The organism is Cohnella thermotolerans DSM 17683 (assembly GCF_000429825.1).
In the GTDB taxonomy this organism is placed as follows: Bacteria; Bacillota; Bacilli; order Paenibacillales; family Paenibacillaceae; genus Cohnella; species Cohnella thermotolerans.
Window position 1 is genome coordinate 22,552 of record NZ_AUCP01000042.1, and the last position, 13,202, is coordinate 35,753.

General features: G+C 62.5%; 13 protein-coding genes. 4 read left to right on the plus strand and 9 right to left on the minus strand.

Annotated features, from left to right (window positions below):
• Nucleotides 1–16: 16 nt before the first annotated feature.
• Nucleotides 17–1,810 (minus strand): M3 family oligoendopeptidase, encoded by a 1,794-nt coding sequence (locus tag G485_RS0108350; protein WP_027092189.1) that lies wholly within the window; start codon nt 1,808–1,810, stop codon nt 17–19.
• A gap of 117 nt (nt 1,811–1,927) precedes the next feature.
• On the opposite strand from G485_RS0108350, the gene G485_RS0108355 reads away from it, so the two are divergent.
• Nucleotides 1,928–2,167 carry a hypothetical protein gene (locus G485_RS0108355; RefSeq protein WP_027092190.1) on the plus strand — a complete coding sequence of 80 codons (240 nt, stop codon included), beginning with the start codon at nt 1,928–1,930 and terminating at the stop codon, nt 2,165–2,167.
• Nucleotides 2,168–2,200: 33 nt separating this feature from the next.
• Here the strand turns inward: G485_RS0108355 and G485_RS0108360 are convergent, their stop codons facing one another.
• Nucleotides 2,201–2,902, minus strand: coding sequence for a DUF2225 domain-containing protein (locus G485_RS0108360; protein WP_027092191.1), 702 nt, complete (start codon nt 2,900–2,902; stop codon nt 2,201–2,203).
• 60 nt (nt 2,903–2,962) lie between these two features.
• Nucleotides 2,963–3,334, minus strand: coding sequence for a globin domain-containing protein (locus G485_RS0108365; RefSeq protein ID WP_240489099.1), 372 nt, complete (start codon nt 3,332–3,334; stop codon nt 2,963–2,965).
• A 548-nt stretch (nt 3,335–3,882) separates the two neighbouring features.
• Between G485_RS0108365 and G485_RS25650 the strand changes: the two genes are divergently transcribed.
• Both G485_RS25650 and G485_RS0108375 read left to right on the plus strand, forming a co-directional pair.
• Nucleotides 3,883–4,893, plus strand: coding sequence for a nucleoside recognition domain-containing protein (locus tag G485_RS25650; RefSeq protein ID WP_420805741.1), 1,011 nt, complete (start codon nt 3,883–3,885; stop codon nt 4,891–4,893).
• Nucleotides 4,894–5,037: 144 nt separating this feature from the next.
• Nucleotides 5,038–5,865 carry an NAD kinase gene (locus tag G485_RS0108375; RefSeq protein WP_027092193.1) on the plus strand — a complete coding sequence of 276 codons (828 nt, stop codon included), beginning with the start codon at nt 5,038–5,040 and terminating at the stop codon, nt 5,863–5,865.
• Nucleotides 5,866–6,069: 204 nt separating this feature from the next.
• Here the strand turns inward: G485_RS0108375 and G485_RS30605 are convergent, their stop codons facing one another.
• Both G485_RS30605 and lipA read right to left on the minus strand, forming a co-directional pair.
• Nucleotides 6,070–7,041 (minus strand): YutD-like domain-containing protein, encoded by a 972-nt coding sequence (locus tag G485_RS30605; RefSeq protein ID WP_084423211.1) that lies wholly within the window; start codon nt 7,039–7,041, stop codon nt 6,070–6,072.
• Nucleotides 7,042–7,122: 81 nt separating this feature from the next.
• Entirely contained in the window at nt 7,123–8,007 is an 885-nt protein-coding gene (gene lipA, locus G485_RS0108385; protein ID WP_027092194.1) for a lipoyl synthase, read from the minus strand.
• Nucleotides 8,008–8,105: 98 nt separating this feature from the next.
• Between lipA and G485_RS0108390 the strand changes: the two genes are divergently transcribed.
• On the plus strand, nt 8,106–9,161 hold the full coding sequence (locus tag G485_RS0108390; protein WP_084423207.1) for a M23 family metallopeptidase: 1,056 nt from the start codon (nt 8,106–8,108) through the stop codon (nt 9,159–9,161).
• Nucleotides 9,162–9,291: 130 nt separating this feature from the next.
• Here G485_RS0108390 and rbsK read toward each other — a convergent pair whose 3' ends face one another.
• From rbsK to kduI, 4 genes are all read right to left on the minus strand, one after another.
• Nucleotides 9,292–10,224: a ribokinase gene (gene rbsK / locus G485_RS0108395; RefSeq protein WP_027092196.1), complete on the minus strand. Its 933-nt coding sequence runs from the start codon at nt 10,222–10,224 to the stop codon at nt 9,292–9,294.
• Between the two features lie 384 nt (nt 10,225–10,608).
• A complete protein-coding gene (gene kduD / locus G485_RS0108405) occupies nt 10,609–11,367 on the minus strand; it encodes a 2-dehydro-3-deoxy-D-gluconate 5-dehydrogenase KduD (protein ID WP_027092197.1) in 759 nt (252 codons plus the stop codon).
• A complete protein-coding gene (locus tag G485_RS0108410) occupies nt 11,351–12,109 on the minus strand; it encodes a DeoR/GlpR family DNA-binding transcription regulator (RefSeq protein ID WP_027092198.1) in 759 nt (252 codons plus the stop codon). Before G485_RS0108410 ends, kduD begins: the two co-directional genes overlap by 17 nt.
• A 45-nt stretch (nt 12,110–12,154) precedes the next feature.
• Nucleotides 12,155–12,985, minus strand: a complete 831-nt coding sequence (gene kduI / locus G485_RS0108415; protein ID WP_027092199.1) for a 5-dehydro-4-deoxy-D-glucuronate isomerase — start codon at nt 12,983–12,985, stop codon at nt 12,155–12,157.
• Nucleotides 12,986–13,202 lie beyond the last annotated feature (217 nt).

Below are 13,202 nucleotides of genomic sequence, written 5' to 3' on the forward strand. Positions count from 1 at the left end.
CCATAAGGCGTTTCGCTTATCGCGAAGCCAGCTTCTCGAACGCGTCGACGTCGGCAACGGCCCGCTTTACGGCCGCCTGCCAGAAGTCCGGCCGCGTCAGGTCGACGTTCAAATGGCGGGAAGCGAGCTGCTCGACGCTCATGATGCCCGTATCCCGCAGGAGGCTGTCGTAGCGCCCGGCAAACGACGGACCCTCCGCCTCGGCGACCGCGGCCAGCCCCGTGCTGAACAAGTAGCCGAACGTGTACGGGAAGTTGTAGAACGGCACGTCGGTCAAGTAAAAATGAAGCTTCGACGCCCAGAAATGCGGATGCCAGGAGGCCAAGGCGTCTCCGAACGCTTCCCGCTGCGACGCGGTCATCAGCTCGTTCAACTGCCCGGCGTCAAGCATGCCTTGGCCGCGCTGTGCGTAGAACTGCGTCTCGAACAGGAAGCGCGCCCGAATGTTCATGAAGAACGCCACGGCGTTCTGCAGGCGTTCGTCCAGCAGCGCCAGCTTCGCCTCGTCGTTCTCGGCCCGGCGCAGCAACGCCTCGTTGACGAGCGCTTCCGCGAAAGTGGACGCCGTCTCGGCGACGTTCATGGCGTAATCCTGGGCGAACGGCTTCAGACCGTCCACAAGCGAAGTGTGGTAAGCGTGCCCCAGCTCGTGCGCCAGCGTGGAGACGTTGTCCGCCGTACCGGAATAGGTCATGAAAATGCGGGTTTCCCGTTTCAGCGGGAAATCGGTACAGAAGCCGCCCGGACGCTTGCCCGGCCGATCCTCGGCTTCGATCCAGCGCCCCTCGAACGCACGCTTCGCAAGCTCCGCCATCGCCGGGGAGAATGACGCGAACGCGTCCCCGATCAAAACGGCCGCTTCGTCGTAAGGGATCGTCGAAGCGTCCGTCGCCACCGGAGCGGCCACGTCGTGCCAGCCAAGCCGCTCCTTGCCGAACAAGCGGGCTTTGGCCGCCAAATAACGCTTCAGCGGCTCGATGCCCCCGGCCACCGCCTCCCACATCGCGTCCAGCGTCTCACGGCTCATGCGGTTGATCTTGAGCGGTTCGCGAAGCGGATCGTTCCAGCCGCGCGCGCCGTACAGCTTCAACCGGAAGCCGGCCAGCCGGTTCAGCGTGTCCGCGCACAAGTCGGCCTGGCCTGCCCAGGCTTCCTCCCAGAGACCGCCCATCGCATCGCGCACTTCCTGCTTGGGGTGATTGAGCTTGTTCGCCGCTTGCCCCGCGGACAGCTTGACGCTGCGCCCGTCTTCCTCCCAAGGAATGGAGATCCGGTTCACGATCGTCTGATAATGCTCTCCCCAGCCTTGGTAGCCGTCGATCGTCAGCTCCGAGGCAAGCGCCTCCAGCTCGGGAGGCAGCTTGTCGCGAATCGCCTCGCGGCGCTCGCTCAGCGGAAATGCGATCTCCGCCTGGCTCGGCTCGGCGACCCAGCGGGCGAACGTCTCGTCCCGGAGCGCCGCCAGCGCGACGTCGAACAGATCGGAGGCTTGACGGAAACGGGCCGCGAGCGACTGCACCTTCTCCGTCCAGGCGACCGCGCGCCGATCGTTCATGTTCTGCGCCGCCAGACAGCCGACGAAAGCATCCGCATGCCGAATCCGGGCGTGCGCTTCCTGGAGCTTTTCCGTCCACTTGCTCAGACTCTCCCCGGAGGGCTCCCGATTCGAGCTTGACTCCCCCTTCAGCTCTCCGAGCAGAGAAGAGACGAGCGCTTCGGTCTCCGCCATAAACGCGGCGAACTCCGGCGAATCCGCCCCTCCCGCGAACAGCGCGTCCAAATCCCATGTTTGCGCCAATGTTTGCGTCATAACGCCGACCATCCTCTCTTTGTGCGACTCAAACTCTATTCCAAATGCTACATCATTGCGCTCCCCGGAACAACTGTTGTATCGTAAGATAAGCCTTGCGAACGGAGGTGCGCCGTCTTGATTCCTTTCCGGAACAGTTTGCCCTACGATATTCAAATGAACGACGTTTATGCGACGGAATGCCCGTTCTGCGGACAAGCCCACGTGCGGCTTCCCTTGAAGCCCGGCGAAGTCGCGGAGCTGCGAGGCGGAAGCCGCAAGCGCGCCGTCGTCTTCCCCTGCTGCCATGAGCGGCTGCAACTGGTCGACGCCGACGCGGACTACCTGCTGGCCGACCGGCCGCTCGACCGCAAATGAACGATCCGCTCCGCCAACGACAAACGGCGCCCCTCAGGCGCCGTTCTGCTTCATCTCTTCCGGCAGCTCCTCGCCGGATCGGGCCATATCCTCCCGGATCGCCGTCCACTGTTCGCGCGAAGCCCGGATCATGGACGCGTCGGTAATGCTTTTGTCGTGAATGACCCGCGAAAACCATCTTACCGCCTCATGATACTCCCCGAGCCTGCGGTGCAGCTCCCCGATCAAATATAGCAAGCGGGCGTTGCTCCCGGACCCGGCCTCCGTCTGATACACCCGTATGTAAGCGTCCAGCGCGAACCGGATAAACTTGAGCTCCATCGGATGATTGCCTTCGTACCGGTACAGCCAGGCGATGTGGTGCAGCAGCCCCGCGATCAGCCGATCCTTCTCCTGAACGGCTTGCGCCGACAGCAAGGCCAGCTTGTAGCATTCCATCGCCTCCCGCGCGGTCCGTTCGCCGCCGTAGTCGCGGGGGACCCAAAACTTCCCGATTTGGTCCTGATAGGCCTCCTTGTGAACGTCGAGCAACATTTCCTTCGAATTCTCGGTCGAAGCGAATCCGCAAGACGGGCACACCCGAACGACGTAAAAATCGGGATTGACCGACCCGAAGTAAGCGCAAAAATCGGTGTCCGTGCGAATCGCTCTTTTCAAACTCGGCCGCACCCGGGATGTCCGGAAGACGGAACCGCAGCAGGCACAGGTGACTTTCGTTTGATATAACGGATCCATTTCCGAAGCCTCCAGAAGCCAGCCCCCGCTTGCGGCAGGGCGGCCGGCGGGTAATGGCCTTTACGAATTGACAAAGTGATAAGCGGGGCCGGACAGCCGCTCCAGCATGATCGCCTGAAGCTCGGGCGGCGCATCGGTCTCCGCAAGCGCCCGCCTCATGCAGTCGAGCCAGGCTTCCGCCCTCTCTCTCGTGATCGGGAAAGGCAGATGGCGAGCCCGCATCATCGGATGGCCGTGCTGATCGGAATACAAGGACGGTCCTCCGAAAAATTGGGACAAAAATTGATATTGCTTCTCCATCACGGGACGGATATCCTCAGGGAACAAGGGCGCCAGCAAAGGATGCTCCTGCACCTTCGGGTAAAAACGTTCGACCAGCTCCCGGAAGAACGGAGCGCCGCCGGCGGCTTCGTAAATCGTCGTATAGTCCAAAAGCAGCAACCCCTCCTTTTTGCCGGTATCGGAAAACGGGACTATTCGCCTGATGCCAACCTATTATAGCACAACTGAATCCCAATTTAGCGCCCCGAAAAACAAAAATCGCCCCCGAAGGGCGAGAAAATGCGATATGCGCGATTGCCGTTACCAGTCTTTCTCGGGAGGTGTAAGAGATTCCCTGATTACATAAACGAAAGCGCATACAAGAAAGCCAGCCACAATGCCCGCCGCCATGGAAACCCCTCCGTTTGTTCCGCTAAAATGATGCCCTTCCGGCCTGCTTATGGTCCTATTGTATCATAAAGCAGCCGAAAATATCAGCGATATTTTTGTACTCGATTGCAGCGGATTGTGGCGGCAAGAACGGGAAACTCGGCACATATAGTGGACAAGAGGCTTCATTCGAGAATGGAGGGAATGCCGCTATGCGCACGACCGTTCAACCGCCCGGAACGACGGGCCGGATCTCCCGCCGGAACGGCTGGCTTGCCGCGCTCACGATAGGGGCGGGCGTTACTCTGATCGGCGGTCTTGCCCTGTCCATGCCGCAAGTCGCGCTGAACGCGTCGCTGAAAGGATTGTCGGTGTGGTGGGAAGTGCTGTTCCCCGCGCTGTTTCCGTTCTTTGTGCTGTCCGAAATCTTGCTCGGCTTCGGCGTCGTTCACCTGACCGGCACGCTCCTCGATCCGCTGATGCGGCCCCTGTTCCGCATCCCGGGCGTCGGGGGCTTCGTCGTGGCGATGGGCTTCGCTTCCGGCTATCCTGTCGGCGCGAAGCTCACTTCCCGGCTGATGGACGCAAAGCTCGTGGGCCGGGAGGAGGGCGAGCGGCTCGTCGCCATGACGACCTCCTCCGATCCGATCTTCCTCATCGGGGCGGTATGCATCGGATTTTTCGGCCGCTCGGACATCGTGCCGGTGCTGGCGGCCGCCCATTACGGCGGAGCGATGCTGATCGGGCTCCTCATGCGCTGGAGCGGCGGCCGGAGCGAGCCGGACGCGCAGGCCGCACCCGCCCGGCGCCGCCGCAGCGGAAGGCTCAAAGAGGCGCTCGCCGCCATGCACCGCGCCAGGCAAGAAGACGGCCGGACCTTCGCGGTTATGCTCCAGCAATCGCTGCAATCTTCGCTGCAGCTCATGATCGTCGTCGGCGGGCTCGTCGTCTTTTTCTCGGCGACGTTGGAGATGCTCGTCCAGAGCGGCCTTCTCGGAGCGCTTCGCCATCTGATCGTGTGGGGGCTCGACGCCGCGGGCGCCTCCCCCCATCTGTCCGACTCGCTCGTCCGGGGGACGTTCGAGGTGACGCTCGGGGCGCGGGCCGCCGCGGAAGCCGGAGCGGAGTCGGGCGCCGCGCTTCCCCCGCTCGCCGACCGCGTCGCGGCCGCCGCGTTCGTGCTGTCGTGGGGCGGACTGTCGGTTCACGCGCAGGTCGCGGGGCTGATGAGCCGCACGAGCTGGCGGTACATGCCGTTTCTGCGGGCCAGGCTCCTGCATGCCGTGCTGGCTGTCTTGCTCGTGTACGCGCTATGGCCGATTTTGTACCGCCCCGCTTGAGCGGATAAGCGGAGGTGCCGGGATTGTTTTCCCGCCCCCGGTTGGTATATGATCTTAACAACAAAAGAGTTTGTCAAACGGCCGGACCTGCGGTTCCCTTCGATCGGAACGCCCTGCACTGCCGGCCTTGGAAGGAGCAACGGATTGAAATACGCATTGCTTGACCGGGGAGACCGGTTATCCCGCGAATTGGCGGAGCAATTCCACGCCCTGGCCCAAGAGCGCGGGCTGGAGCGCGACGAATCGTCGCCCGAGATCGTCCTGTCCATCGGAGGGGACGGGACGCTGCTGCAGGCGTTCCACCGGTTCCGCGACAAGGTGGGCTCGGTGGCGTTCGTCGGCGTGCACACGGGCCACTTGGGATTTTATGCCGATTGGAAAAAAGACGAGCTGCCCGCGCTCGTCGAGCGGATGGCGACGATGAAGCCGACTACGGTGAGCTACCCGCTGCTGCGGGTCGAGATCGTAACGGACGGCGGCACGTCGGTCTACCTCGCACTGAACGAGTTCACGCTCAAAAGCGTCGAAGGCACGCTGGTCGCCCAACTCAACATCAACGACGAACCGTTCGAGATGTTCCGCGGCGACGGCATCGTCGTGTCTACCCCATCCGGCAGCACCGGATACAACAAAAGCGTCAACGGCGCGGTCATCCATCCTTCGCTGGAGGCGCTGCAAATCGCCGAGATCGCGTCGATCAACAACCGGGTATACCGGACGCTCGGATCGTCCGTCATCCTGCCCAAGCACCATCATTGCGACATCGTCACCGATCCGGACGAACCGCTGGCGATCGGCATCGACCATCTCGTCATGCAGTTCGACGAAGTCCGGTCCATTACCTGCTCGGTCGCGGAGGACAAGGTTCACTTCGCGCGGTACCGGCCTTTCCCGTTCTGGAACCGCGTGCGGGAAGCGTTTATCGGCTTCAATCAGAACGAGAACGGATCGAATTGGAAAAAGCGCCGCTAACGCCCGGATTTTCTTCGAAAGGGGCGCCGTTTCAAGCGAATCGGAGCTTCTCGGTCCGTTGCGCTCCCCGAAAGGCTTCCGACCGCAAAGTAACGAATCCACGGTCCGTAACTCCATAAGCGCCAAAAAAGGCTCGCCCCGCCGCGCCGCTCCGGGAGCATGCGCGATAAGGCGAGCCTTTCCTTTTGTTCGTTCGTTAACGCGTTACGACCGCTCTCCGCCGGAGTGTCCGACGTCCGGGCGGCGTCCGCCTTCGGGCCTCGGACCGCCTTCGGGCCGCGGGCGATTCGGCTTGCCGTGGAACCCGCCGCGGCGCCGGTTCTTGCCGGCCCAGCGGCCGCCCCCGGCGCCTCCCGCGCCGCGGGGCGCGCCTGCGCCTTCGCCTTGCGGAGCCGCGCCCGCCGACGGGCGCGCTTCCGCTGCGCCGCCGGACTCCCGGCCCGGCGACGGCGGCTGCGGCCGCTGGCCGGCTCCCGGCCGGCGCTCCTGCCCGCCGGCGGAAGGCGCGGCGCCGCCGCTGCGCGAGCCGGCGCCGTTCGGCTGGGGCCGGCGGTCGCGGTCGCCGTCGCCTTGCGAGCGCGAGCGGACGCCGAAGGCGCCGTCCTGCGCGCCGCGCCCGGCGTCGGCTCTCGCATGGGAGCCGGCTGCGGCGGCTTGGGCCGCAGCCGCGGCAGCCGCGGCCGCGCGCCGCTCGGCGCCCTCGGACACGGCGCGGGCGACGGCCGAAGGACTCGTCCCCGGCACGCGGCCGCCGGGGCGCTCCTTCAGCGGCCAGCGCAGCAGCATGCCGGACGGATGGGCGGCGGTCGCCGCCGCAACGGCCGCCGCGAAGGAGCCCTCCGCCGGTTCTTCTCCGCCCGGGCTTTCGAGGTCTACCGAGACGACTTCGGCGCCTTCCGGAATCGTCCTCGGATCGGTCTTCTCCAGCACGAAATAAGCGCAGCCGAAATTGCAATATTCGTTAATATAATCGACGAGGCTCGAAATGACCGAATCCTTCGGCGCCTTCGGCTGCGCCTCGCGGAAAAACCCCCGCAACCGAAGCTGGTTGTAGCCCCAATCCCCGACGATGTAGTCGTATCGCTCCAGCACTTCGCTATAACGTTCGCGAAACGCTTCGGGGTTCCAACCGTTCTTATGGTCATGCACGAGCGTGTATGCGTTGCCTCCTGCCATATAGATCACGAATGGTTCTCCTCCCGAACGCTCGCTGTTCATTCCGTTTATCCGGCCGTTCCGTCGGAAGCGGCCTTGCGGTTATTGCGCCGCGTGGGCGGCGGCGGATTGCACCTGCTCGTGAGCGTGATAAGAGCTGCGGACGAGAGGCGCCGATTCGACGTGGCTGAAGCCCTTGGCCAGGCCATCCTTCTTCAGCTGCGCGAACTCGTCCGGATGCACGTACCGCACGACGTCCAGATGCGAAGGCGTCGGCTGCAAATATTGGCCGAGCGTCAGAATGTTGCAGTCGACCTCGCGGAGATCGTCCATCGTCTGATGGATTTCCTCGAGCGTCTCTCCCAGACCGAGCATGATGCTCGATTTGGTCGGAATGTTCGGCGCCATCTCCTTGGCCCGGCGCAGCAGTTCCATCGTGCGGCGATACTTCGCCTTGGCCCGGACCCGATCGGACAGCCGCTCGACCGTCTCCACGTTATGGTTGAGAATGTCCGGCTTCGCGTCCATCACCGTCTTGAGGGCGTCCCAATTGCCGAGAAAATCCGGAATAAGCACTTCCACGCTGCAGAAGGGCAGCTTCTCGCGGATCGCCTTGATCGTGGCCGCGAAAATCGAAGCCCCTCCGTCCGCCAAATCGTCGCGCGCGACCGAAGTGACGACGCAGTGCCGCAGATTCATCTGAACGGCCGCTTCCGCGACGCGCTGCGGCTCCTGCAGGTCGAGCTCCGTCGGCTTGCCCGTCTTGACGGCGCAGAACCGGCAAGCCCGCGTGCAAATATTGCCCAATATCATAAAGGTTGCCGTACGGTTGGCCCAGCATTCGTAAATATTAGGGCAACGAGCTTCTTCGCATACGGTATGGAGCGTCTTGCTCCTCATCATATCCTTAATCTCATGGTAGTTGTCGCCTGTGGTCAGCTTGATGCGAAGCCAGTCCGGCTTGCGCGGCTTAGCGCTTGTCGTCATCGCAGTCCCCCGCTTTCTGTCCCCTTTATTATAACAGGTTTCACATAAAAACCAATGATCTGCAAACCATACCTTTATGCGTACAAGGAGGGGTGTCCGTGCAGAGTCAACGGTGCAAACCATCGATCCGGCGGAGGTTGCGGCTGTGGACCGCCGTCTTGCTCTCCGCCCAACTGGCGGTCTCCGGCGGGACGGCGTCGGCCGAACCGGCCGCCTCCGACCCCGGGAAAGACGCCGCCGCCCGGAAGGAACTGCGGCAAATGTACAACCGAATCGCCGTCATGACCGGCTTGCCCTGGGAGAACGTTGCCGCGCTGGACCGTTATGAACGGACGTTGTCCCGCGCGCATCCGAAGACGCGGCCGCTGCGCCCGAACGCGCTTGTCGGCGTCTACGTTCCCCCGGAGCGATGGAGCGGTTACCTTAATCCCGATCCGGAAGACACGAATCCGGTATCGATCCGGGTGTTTCACGGCGTCGGACGGGACGGGTCCGGCGACGGAATCGCCGACCGCAACAACGACCTCGATTTGCTTTACAGCGTTGCCCGCCAGGTCCGCCAGCAGGGTCCCACTTCGGACGATTTCGCGATCGGCCTGTGGGAGTATTATCAAAATACGCGGGCGGTGCAACGCATCCTGCAATTCTCCAAAATTTACGAAACGTTCGGCAAGCTGGATCTGAACAAGCACGTGTTCCCGCTGCCCGTCGGTACCGATTATTCCTACCGCAGCACGTGGGGGAACAGCCGGGGCTGGGGCGGCACCCGCATTCACGAAGGAACCGACATTTTCGCCGATTATGGCGTACCCGTCCGCAGCACGTCCTACGGCATCGTCGAAGTGAAGGGCTGGAATCCCTACGGCGGCTGGAGAATCGGTATCCGCGATCTCGACAATTTGTATCATTATTACGCCCACTTGTCCGGCTTCGATAAAAGCCTGAAGCCGAACGACGTCGTGCGGCCCGGCCAAATTATCGGCTGGGTCGGCAGCTCGGGGTACGGCCGTCCCGGCACGCAAGGCAAATTCCCGCCTCATCTTCATTACGGGGTGTACCGGGACCGCGGCCTCGTCGAATGGGCGTTCGACCCGTATCCGCTGCTTCGCAAGTGGGAGCGCAACGAGCTTAAAGCGTTAAAGGTGCATAAATAACGCGGCAGCCGCTAATCGGAGATTAACGCTGCCGGGCCGGCAGAGAACGATTGACCTCGCTCGGCGTGGTGCGAAGCAGGAAGCCATAGCGATCCGCCGGCCTCGGGCCGCGGTCGACGAACAAGATACCTTAGGAGCGCTTCTCGTCCCCGGCGCGATCCGCCAGAAACCGTTCGATCTCTTCGCGGGTCGGAATGGAGGCCTGCGCCCCCTTGCGCGTCACCGCGATGGCGGAGGCGGCCGTCGCGAACCGCAAGGCGTCCCGCGTCTTCAGCCCGCGTGCCCGGGCGGCGACGAATGCGCCGATGAACGTATCCCCGGCCGCGGTTGTATCGACCGCCTTCACCGCGAACGAGGGCGTGAACACAGTCTCGCCCTCCGAATCGACATAAAGCGAGCCTTTGGCGCCGAGCGTTACGAGCACGCTGCCCGCGCTGCGGCCGATCAGTTCCCGCGCCGCCCGTTCCGCCTCTTCCCGGCCGGCGACTTCGATGCCGCTGAGCCCTTCCGCTTCCGTCTCGTTGACGACCAGCAGATCGATCAGACGATAAGCCTCGGGCGGAATCAGCCGAACCGGCGCGGGATTGTAGACGACCTTTGCCCGGCCCGACTTGCAAGCTTCCAGCACGTGCAAATTCGTCTCCCACGGAATTTCGTTCTGCAGCACAACCGCCGCCGCATCGGCCAGCTTCCCCGCCGGGACATCCTCCGGCCGAAGCCGGCCGTTGCTGCCTTCGGACAAAATAATCTCGTTCTCCCCGGCATCGGACACCGTGATGAAGGCCAGTCCGGACGTGCCCGGCTTGCGGACGACGCCGTCGACGGCAACCCCGTTGCGCCGGAGGGAATCGAGCAGCGGCTCGGAGAAGGCGTCTTCGCCCACCGCTCCGATCATGACGACGTCGCCGCCGGCGAGCGAGGCGGCGACCGCCTGGTTCGCCCCTTTTCCCCCCGGAAGAAACTCTACGCCCCGGCCGTGAATCGTCTCTCCCGGCTGGGGAAACTTCTCGACATAATTGACCAAATCCATATTCATGCTGCCTGCCACGACGATCCGGCTCATGTTCCGCATCTTCTCCCGTCTGTGCCGCCGCCCTCGTCCGTCAGGAGTCGGAGCCGGCTTTTAGAATGTAGCGTTCGTAATTGCAGCGCAAAAGTTCGATCGCCTGGTCCGTATCGGAATCGGAATGCAAGCGGATCGACACCCGTCCCGAATCGGGATCGATCGGGTGAGTTTCGTGCCGCGAACCTGCGAGCCGAAGCGTTCCGCATCGGCTTTTGCAGCAGGCTCGGCTTCCTTTTGCGGTTCGTTACTTTCAGCTTATTGAAAACGAAGGCCGAACACAAGAAAAAACCGTCGGGATGGCGCTTCTTCCCGACGGTTCGATTCGTTGCCTATGCGCTGCTTCGTTCGCTTCCTCGCGCCTTTCTGCTCTGCTGGCCGGCCTTAACGCACCATCCAGCCGCCGTCGACGCACAGCACGTGCCCGCTCATGTAATCGGAAGCGGCCGATGCCAGGAAGACGGCCGGCCCGACGAGATCCTTGTCGGCTCCCCACCGTCCGGCCGGAATCCGTTCGAGAATTTGCCGGCTGCGGTTCGGATCGTTCCGGAGCGCTTCCGTATTGTCGGTGCTCATGTAGCCCGGAGCGATGGCGTTCACCTGCACGCCCTTGGGCGCCCATTCGTTGGCAAGCGCTTTCGTCAATCCGGCGACCGCGTGTTTGCTCGCCGTATAGCCCGGCACGTTGATCCCTCCCTGGAACGACAGCATGGAGGCGATGTTGATGATTTTGCCCGAGCCCTGCTCGATCATCCGGCGTCCCGCCAGTTGGCTGAGCACGAAGACGGAGTTCAAATTGACGTCGAGCACTTCCTGCCAATCCGCGTAAGTATGCTCCGCGGCGGGCGTGCGGCGGATGATGCCCGCGTTGTTGACCAGTATGTCGATGCGGCCGAACGCCTCTGCGGTGCGGTCGATCAGGGACGGAAGCTGCGAGCGTTCCCCCACGTCGGCCTGCAGAACGATCGCCTTGCGGCCGAGCGCTTCGACGCTTCGCTTCGTGTCTTCCGCCGGCGTGCGGTTCGTCACCAGCGCGACATCCGCGCCGGCTTCCGCCAACCCGACCGCGATCGCCTGGCCCAGACCGCGTCCCGCTCCCGTCACGAGCGCGATTTTGCCCGTCAAATCAAAGAGCCCTTTCAATTTTCACCGAACCTCCTTCAAATCGCCGGACCGTCTCGTCGTCCAGCCCGGCATCCGTCAGAATCGCGTCGATCTCGTCGATCGAGGCGAACGTGAGCAGCGCCGCGCGGCCGAATTTCGTATGGTCGGCTACGCAGTAAATTTCCTTTGCACTCGCCATATAGGCTTTTTTAAGCTCGATCAGCTCTCCCGTAAAAACCGTCAGTCCGTACTTCTCGTGGATGCCCGTGGCCGACAGGAACAGCTTCTGCACGTTCAGCCGCGTCAGCCAGTCGAGCGCCTCGTTGCCGATCAGCACGTTGCGCTGGCGGTACCCGCCCGGCACGACGAGCCGGATCCGGTCTTTGCCGATCAGCTCCTGCATGATGAGCAGGTCGTTCGTCAGCACCGTCAGCGGTTCGTTCGGAAGCCGCTTCGCAATCTCCAGCGTCGTGCTTCCGGCGTCGAGCGCGATAACGTCCCCCGGCTGAATGTAGGTCAGCGCATGGCGGGCGATCGCTTCTTTCTCCGGCAAATGCTTCGTATTCGGAATTTGCAAGGGGAGCATCGGCTCCGCTTCCTCCGCGCGGGCGACCGCGCCTCCGTGGGTCCGGCGGAGCAGTCCCTTCTCCTCCAGCTTCTCCAGGTCCTCGCGGATCGTTTTCGGGGTGACCCCGAACCGTTCGCTCAATTCGGATACCCGGACGGCCCCTTCGGCAAGCAATCTCTCCAAAATCATCTGATGTCGCGCGGCGGCAAGCATGCGGCAGTCGTCCTCCCTCGTACCTTTCGTCACTTGTCTATCTTTTTACTTTAACGCAGCGGGCGGCACGACATCCATATCCTTGAACGTATAATTTTCGCCGGCCATCGACCAAATAAACGAATAATTGCTGGTGCCGACTCCGGAATGGATCGACCAAGGCGGCGAGATGATCGCTTGCTCGTTCGCGACGACCAGGTGGCGGGTTTCGCCCGGTTCGCCCATCATGTGGAAGACGCGCGCGTCCTCGTTCAAGTCGAAATACAGATAAGCCTCCATGCGGCGGTCGTGCACGTGGGATGGCATCGTGTTCCAGACGCTGCCCGGCTTGAGCACCGTAATGCCCATCATCAGCTGGCAGGAGTTGATACCGCCTTCATGGATGATCTGGTTCAGCTCCCGTTCGTTGGAGGTGGCCTGCGACCCCAAATACTGCGTGTTCGCTTCCTTGATCGACACCTTGCGGGTCGGGAAAACCGCGTGCGCCAGCGCCGAGCAGAAGTACAGCTTCGCCGGTTTGGCGGCGTCCTTGCTCTCCAGCTTCAGGTTTTGCACGCCTTTGCCGACGTAGAGCGTGTCCAGCTTCGACAGCTCGTACCGCTCGCCTTCGACCGTAATGACGGCGTCGCCGCCGATGTTGACGAACCCGATCTCGCGGCGTTCGAGGAAATATTCCGTCTTCAGCGTATCGGGCGCCTCCAGCGTCAAGCTTTCGTTGACGGGCTGCGCCCCGCCGACGATCATCCGGTCCTCATGGGTGTACACCATGTGAACCTGATCTGGCTCGAACACCTTCTCGATCAGAAAATGCTGCCTCAGCTTGGCGGTATCGTAATGCTTGGCGTCGGACGGATGCACGGAATGGCGGATGTCCATAACGGTTGGCCTCCTCGTATGTTTTCGTTCGTTTCGATTATAACACACATAATCAAACTTAATCGAACGTTTTTTTACGACGCGCTATTGTTCCGTCACCCATTGCCTCTAAAGCGCCGTTGTGTAGCCGCTCCCCATTTGCGGGCTTATCCCCGCGGCTCAGATCGAATGGCCCCTGTACTGTCTTCTTCTGGAGGCCTATCCCTGTACATCAGAT

Excerpts from the sequence above, each read along its gene's own strand:
- kduI (WP_027092199.1), bottom strand. The coding sequence starts at position 12,985 with ATGGACATCCGCCATTCCGTGCATCCGTCCGACGCCAAGCATTACGAT.
- G485_RS0108410 (WP_027092198.1), bottom strand. The coding sequence starts at position 12,109 with ATGCTTGCCGCCGCGCGACATCAGATGATTTTGGAGAGATTGCTTGCC.
- lipA (WP_027092194.1), bottom strand. The coding sequence starts at position 8,007 with ATGACGACAAGCGCTAAGCCGCGCAAGCCGGACTGGCTTCGCATCAAG.
- G485_RS0108360 (WP_027092191.1), bottom strand. The coding sequence starts at position 2,902 with ATGGATCCGTTATATCAAACGAAAGTCACCTGTGCCTGCTGCGGTTCC.
- rbsK (WP_027092196.1), bottom strand. The coding sequence starts at position 10,224 with ATGAGCCGGATCGTCGTGGCAGGCAGCATGAATATGGATTTGGTCAAT.
- G485_RS30605 (WP_084423211.1), bottom strand. The coding sequence starts at position 7,041 with ATGGCAGGAGGCAACGCATACACGCTCGTGCATGACCATAAGAACGGT.
- G485_RS25650 (WP_420805741.1), top strand. The coding sequence starts at position 3,883 with ATGCCGCAAGTCGCGCTGAACGCGTCGCTGAAAGGATTGTCGGTGTGG.
- G485_RS0108350 (WP_027092189.1), bottom strand. The coding sequence starts at position 1,810 with ATGACGCAAACATTGGCGCAAACATGGGATTTGGACGCGCTGTTCGCG.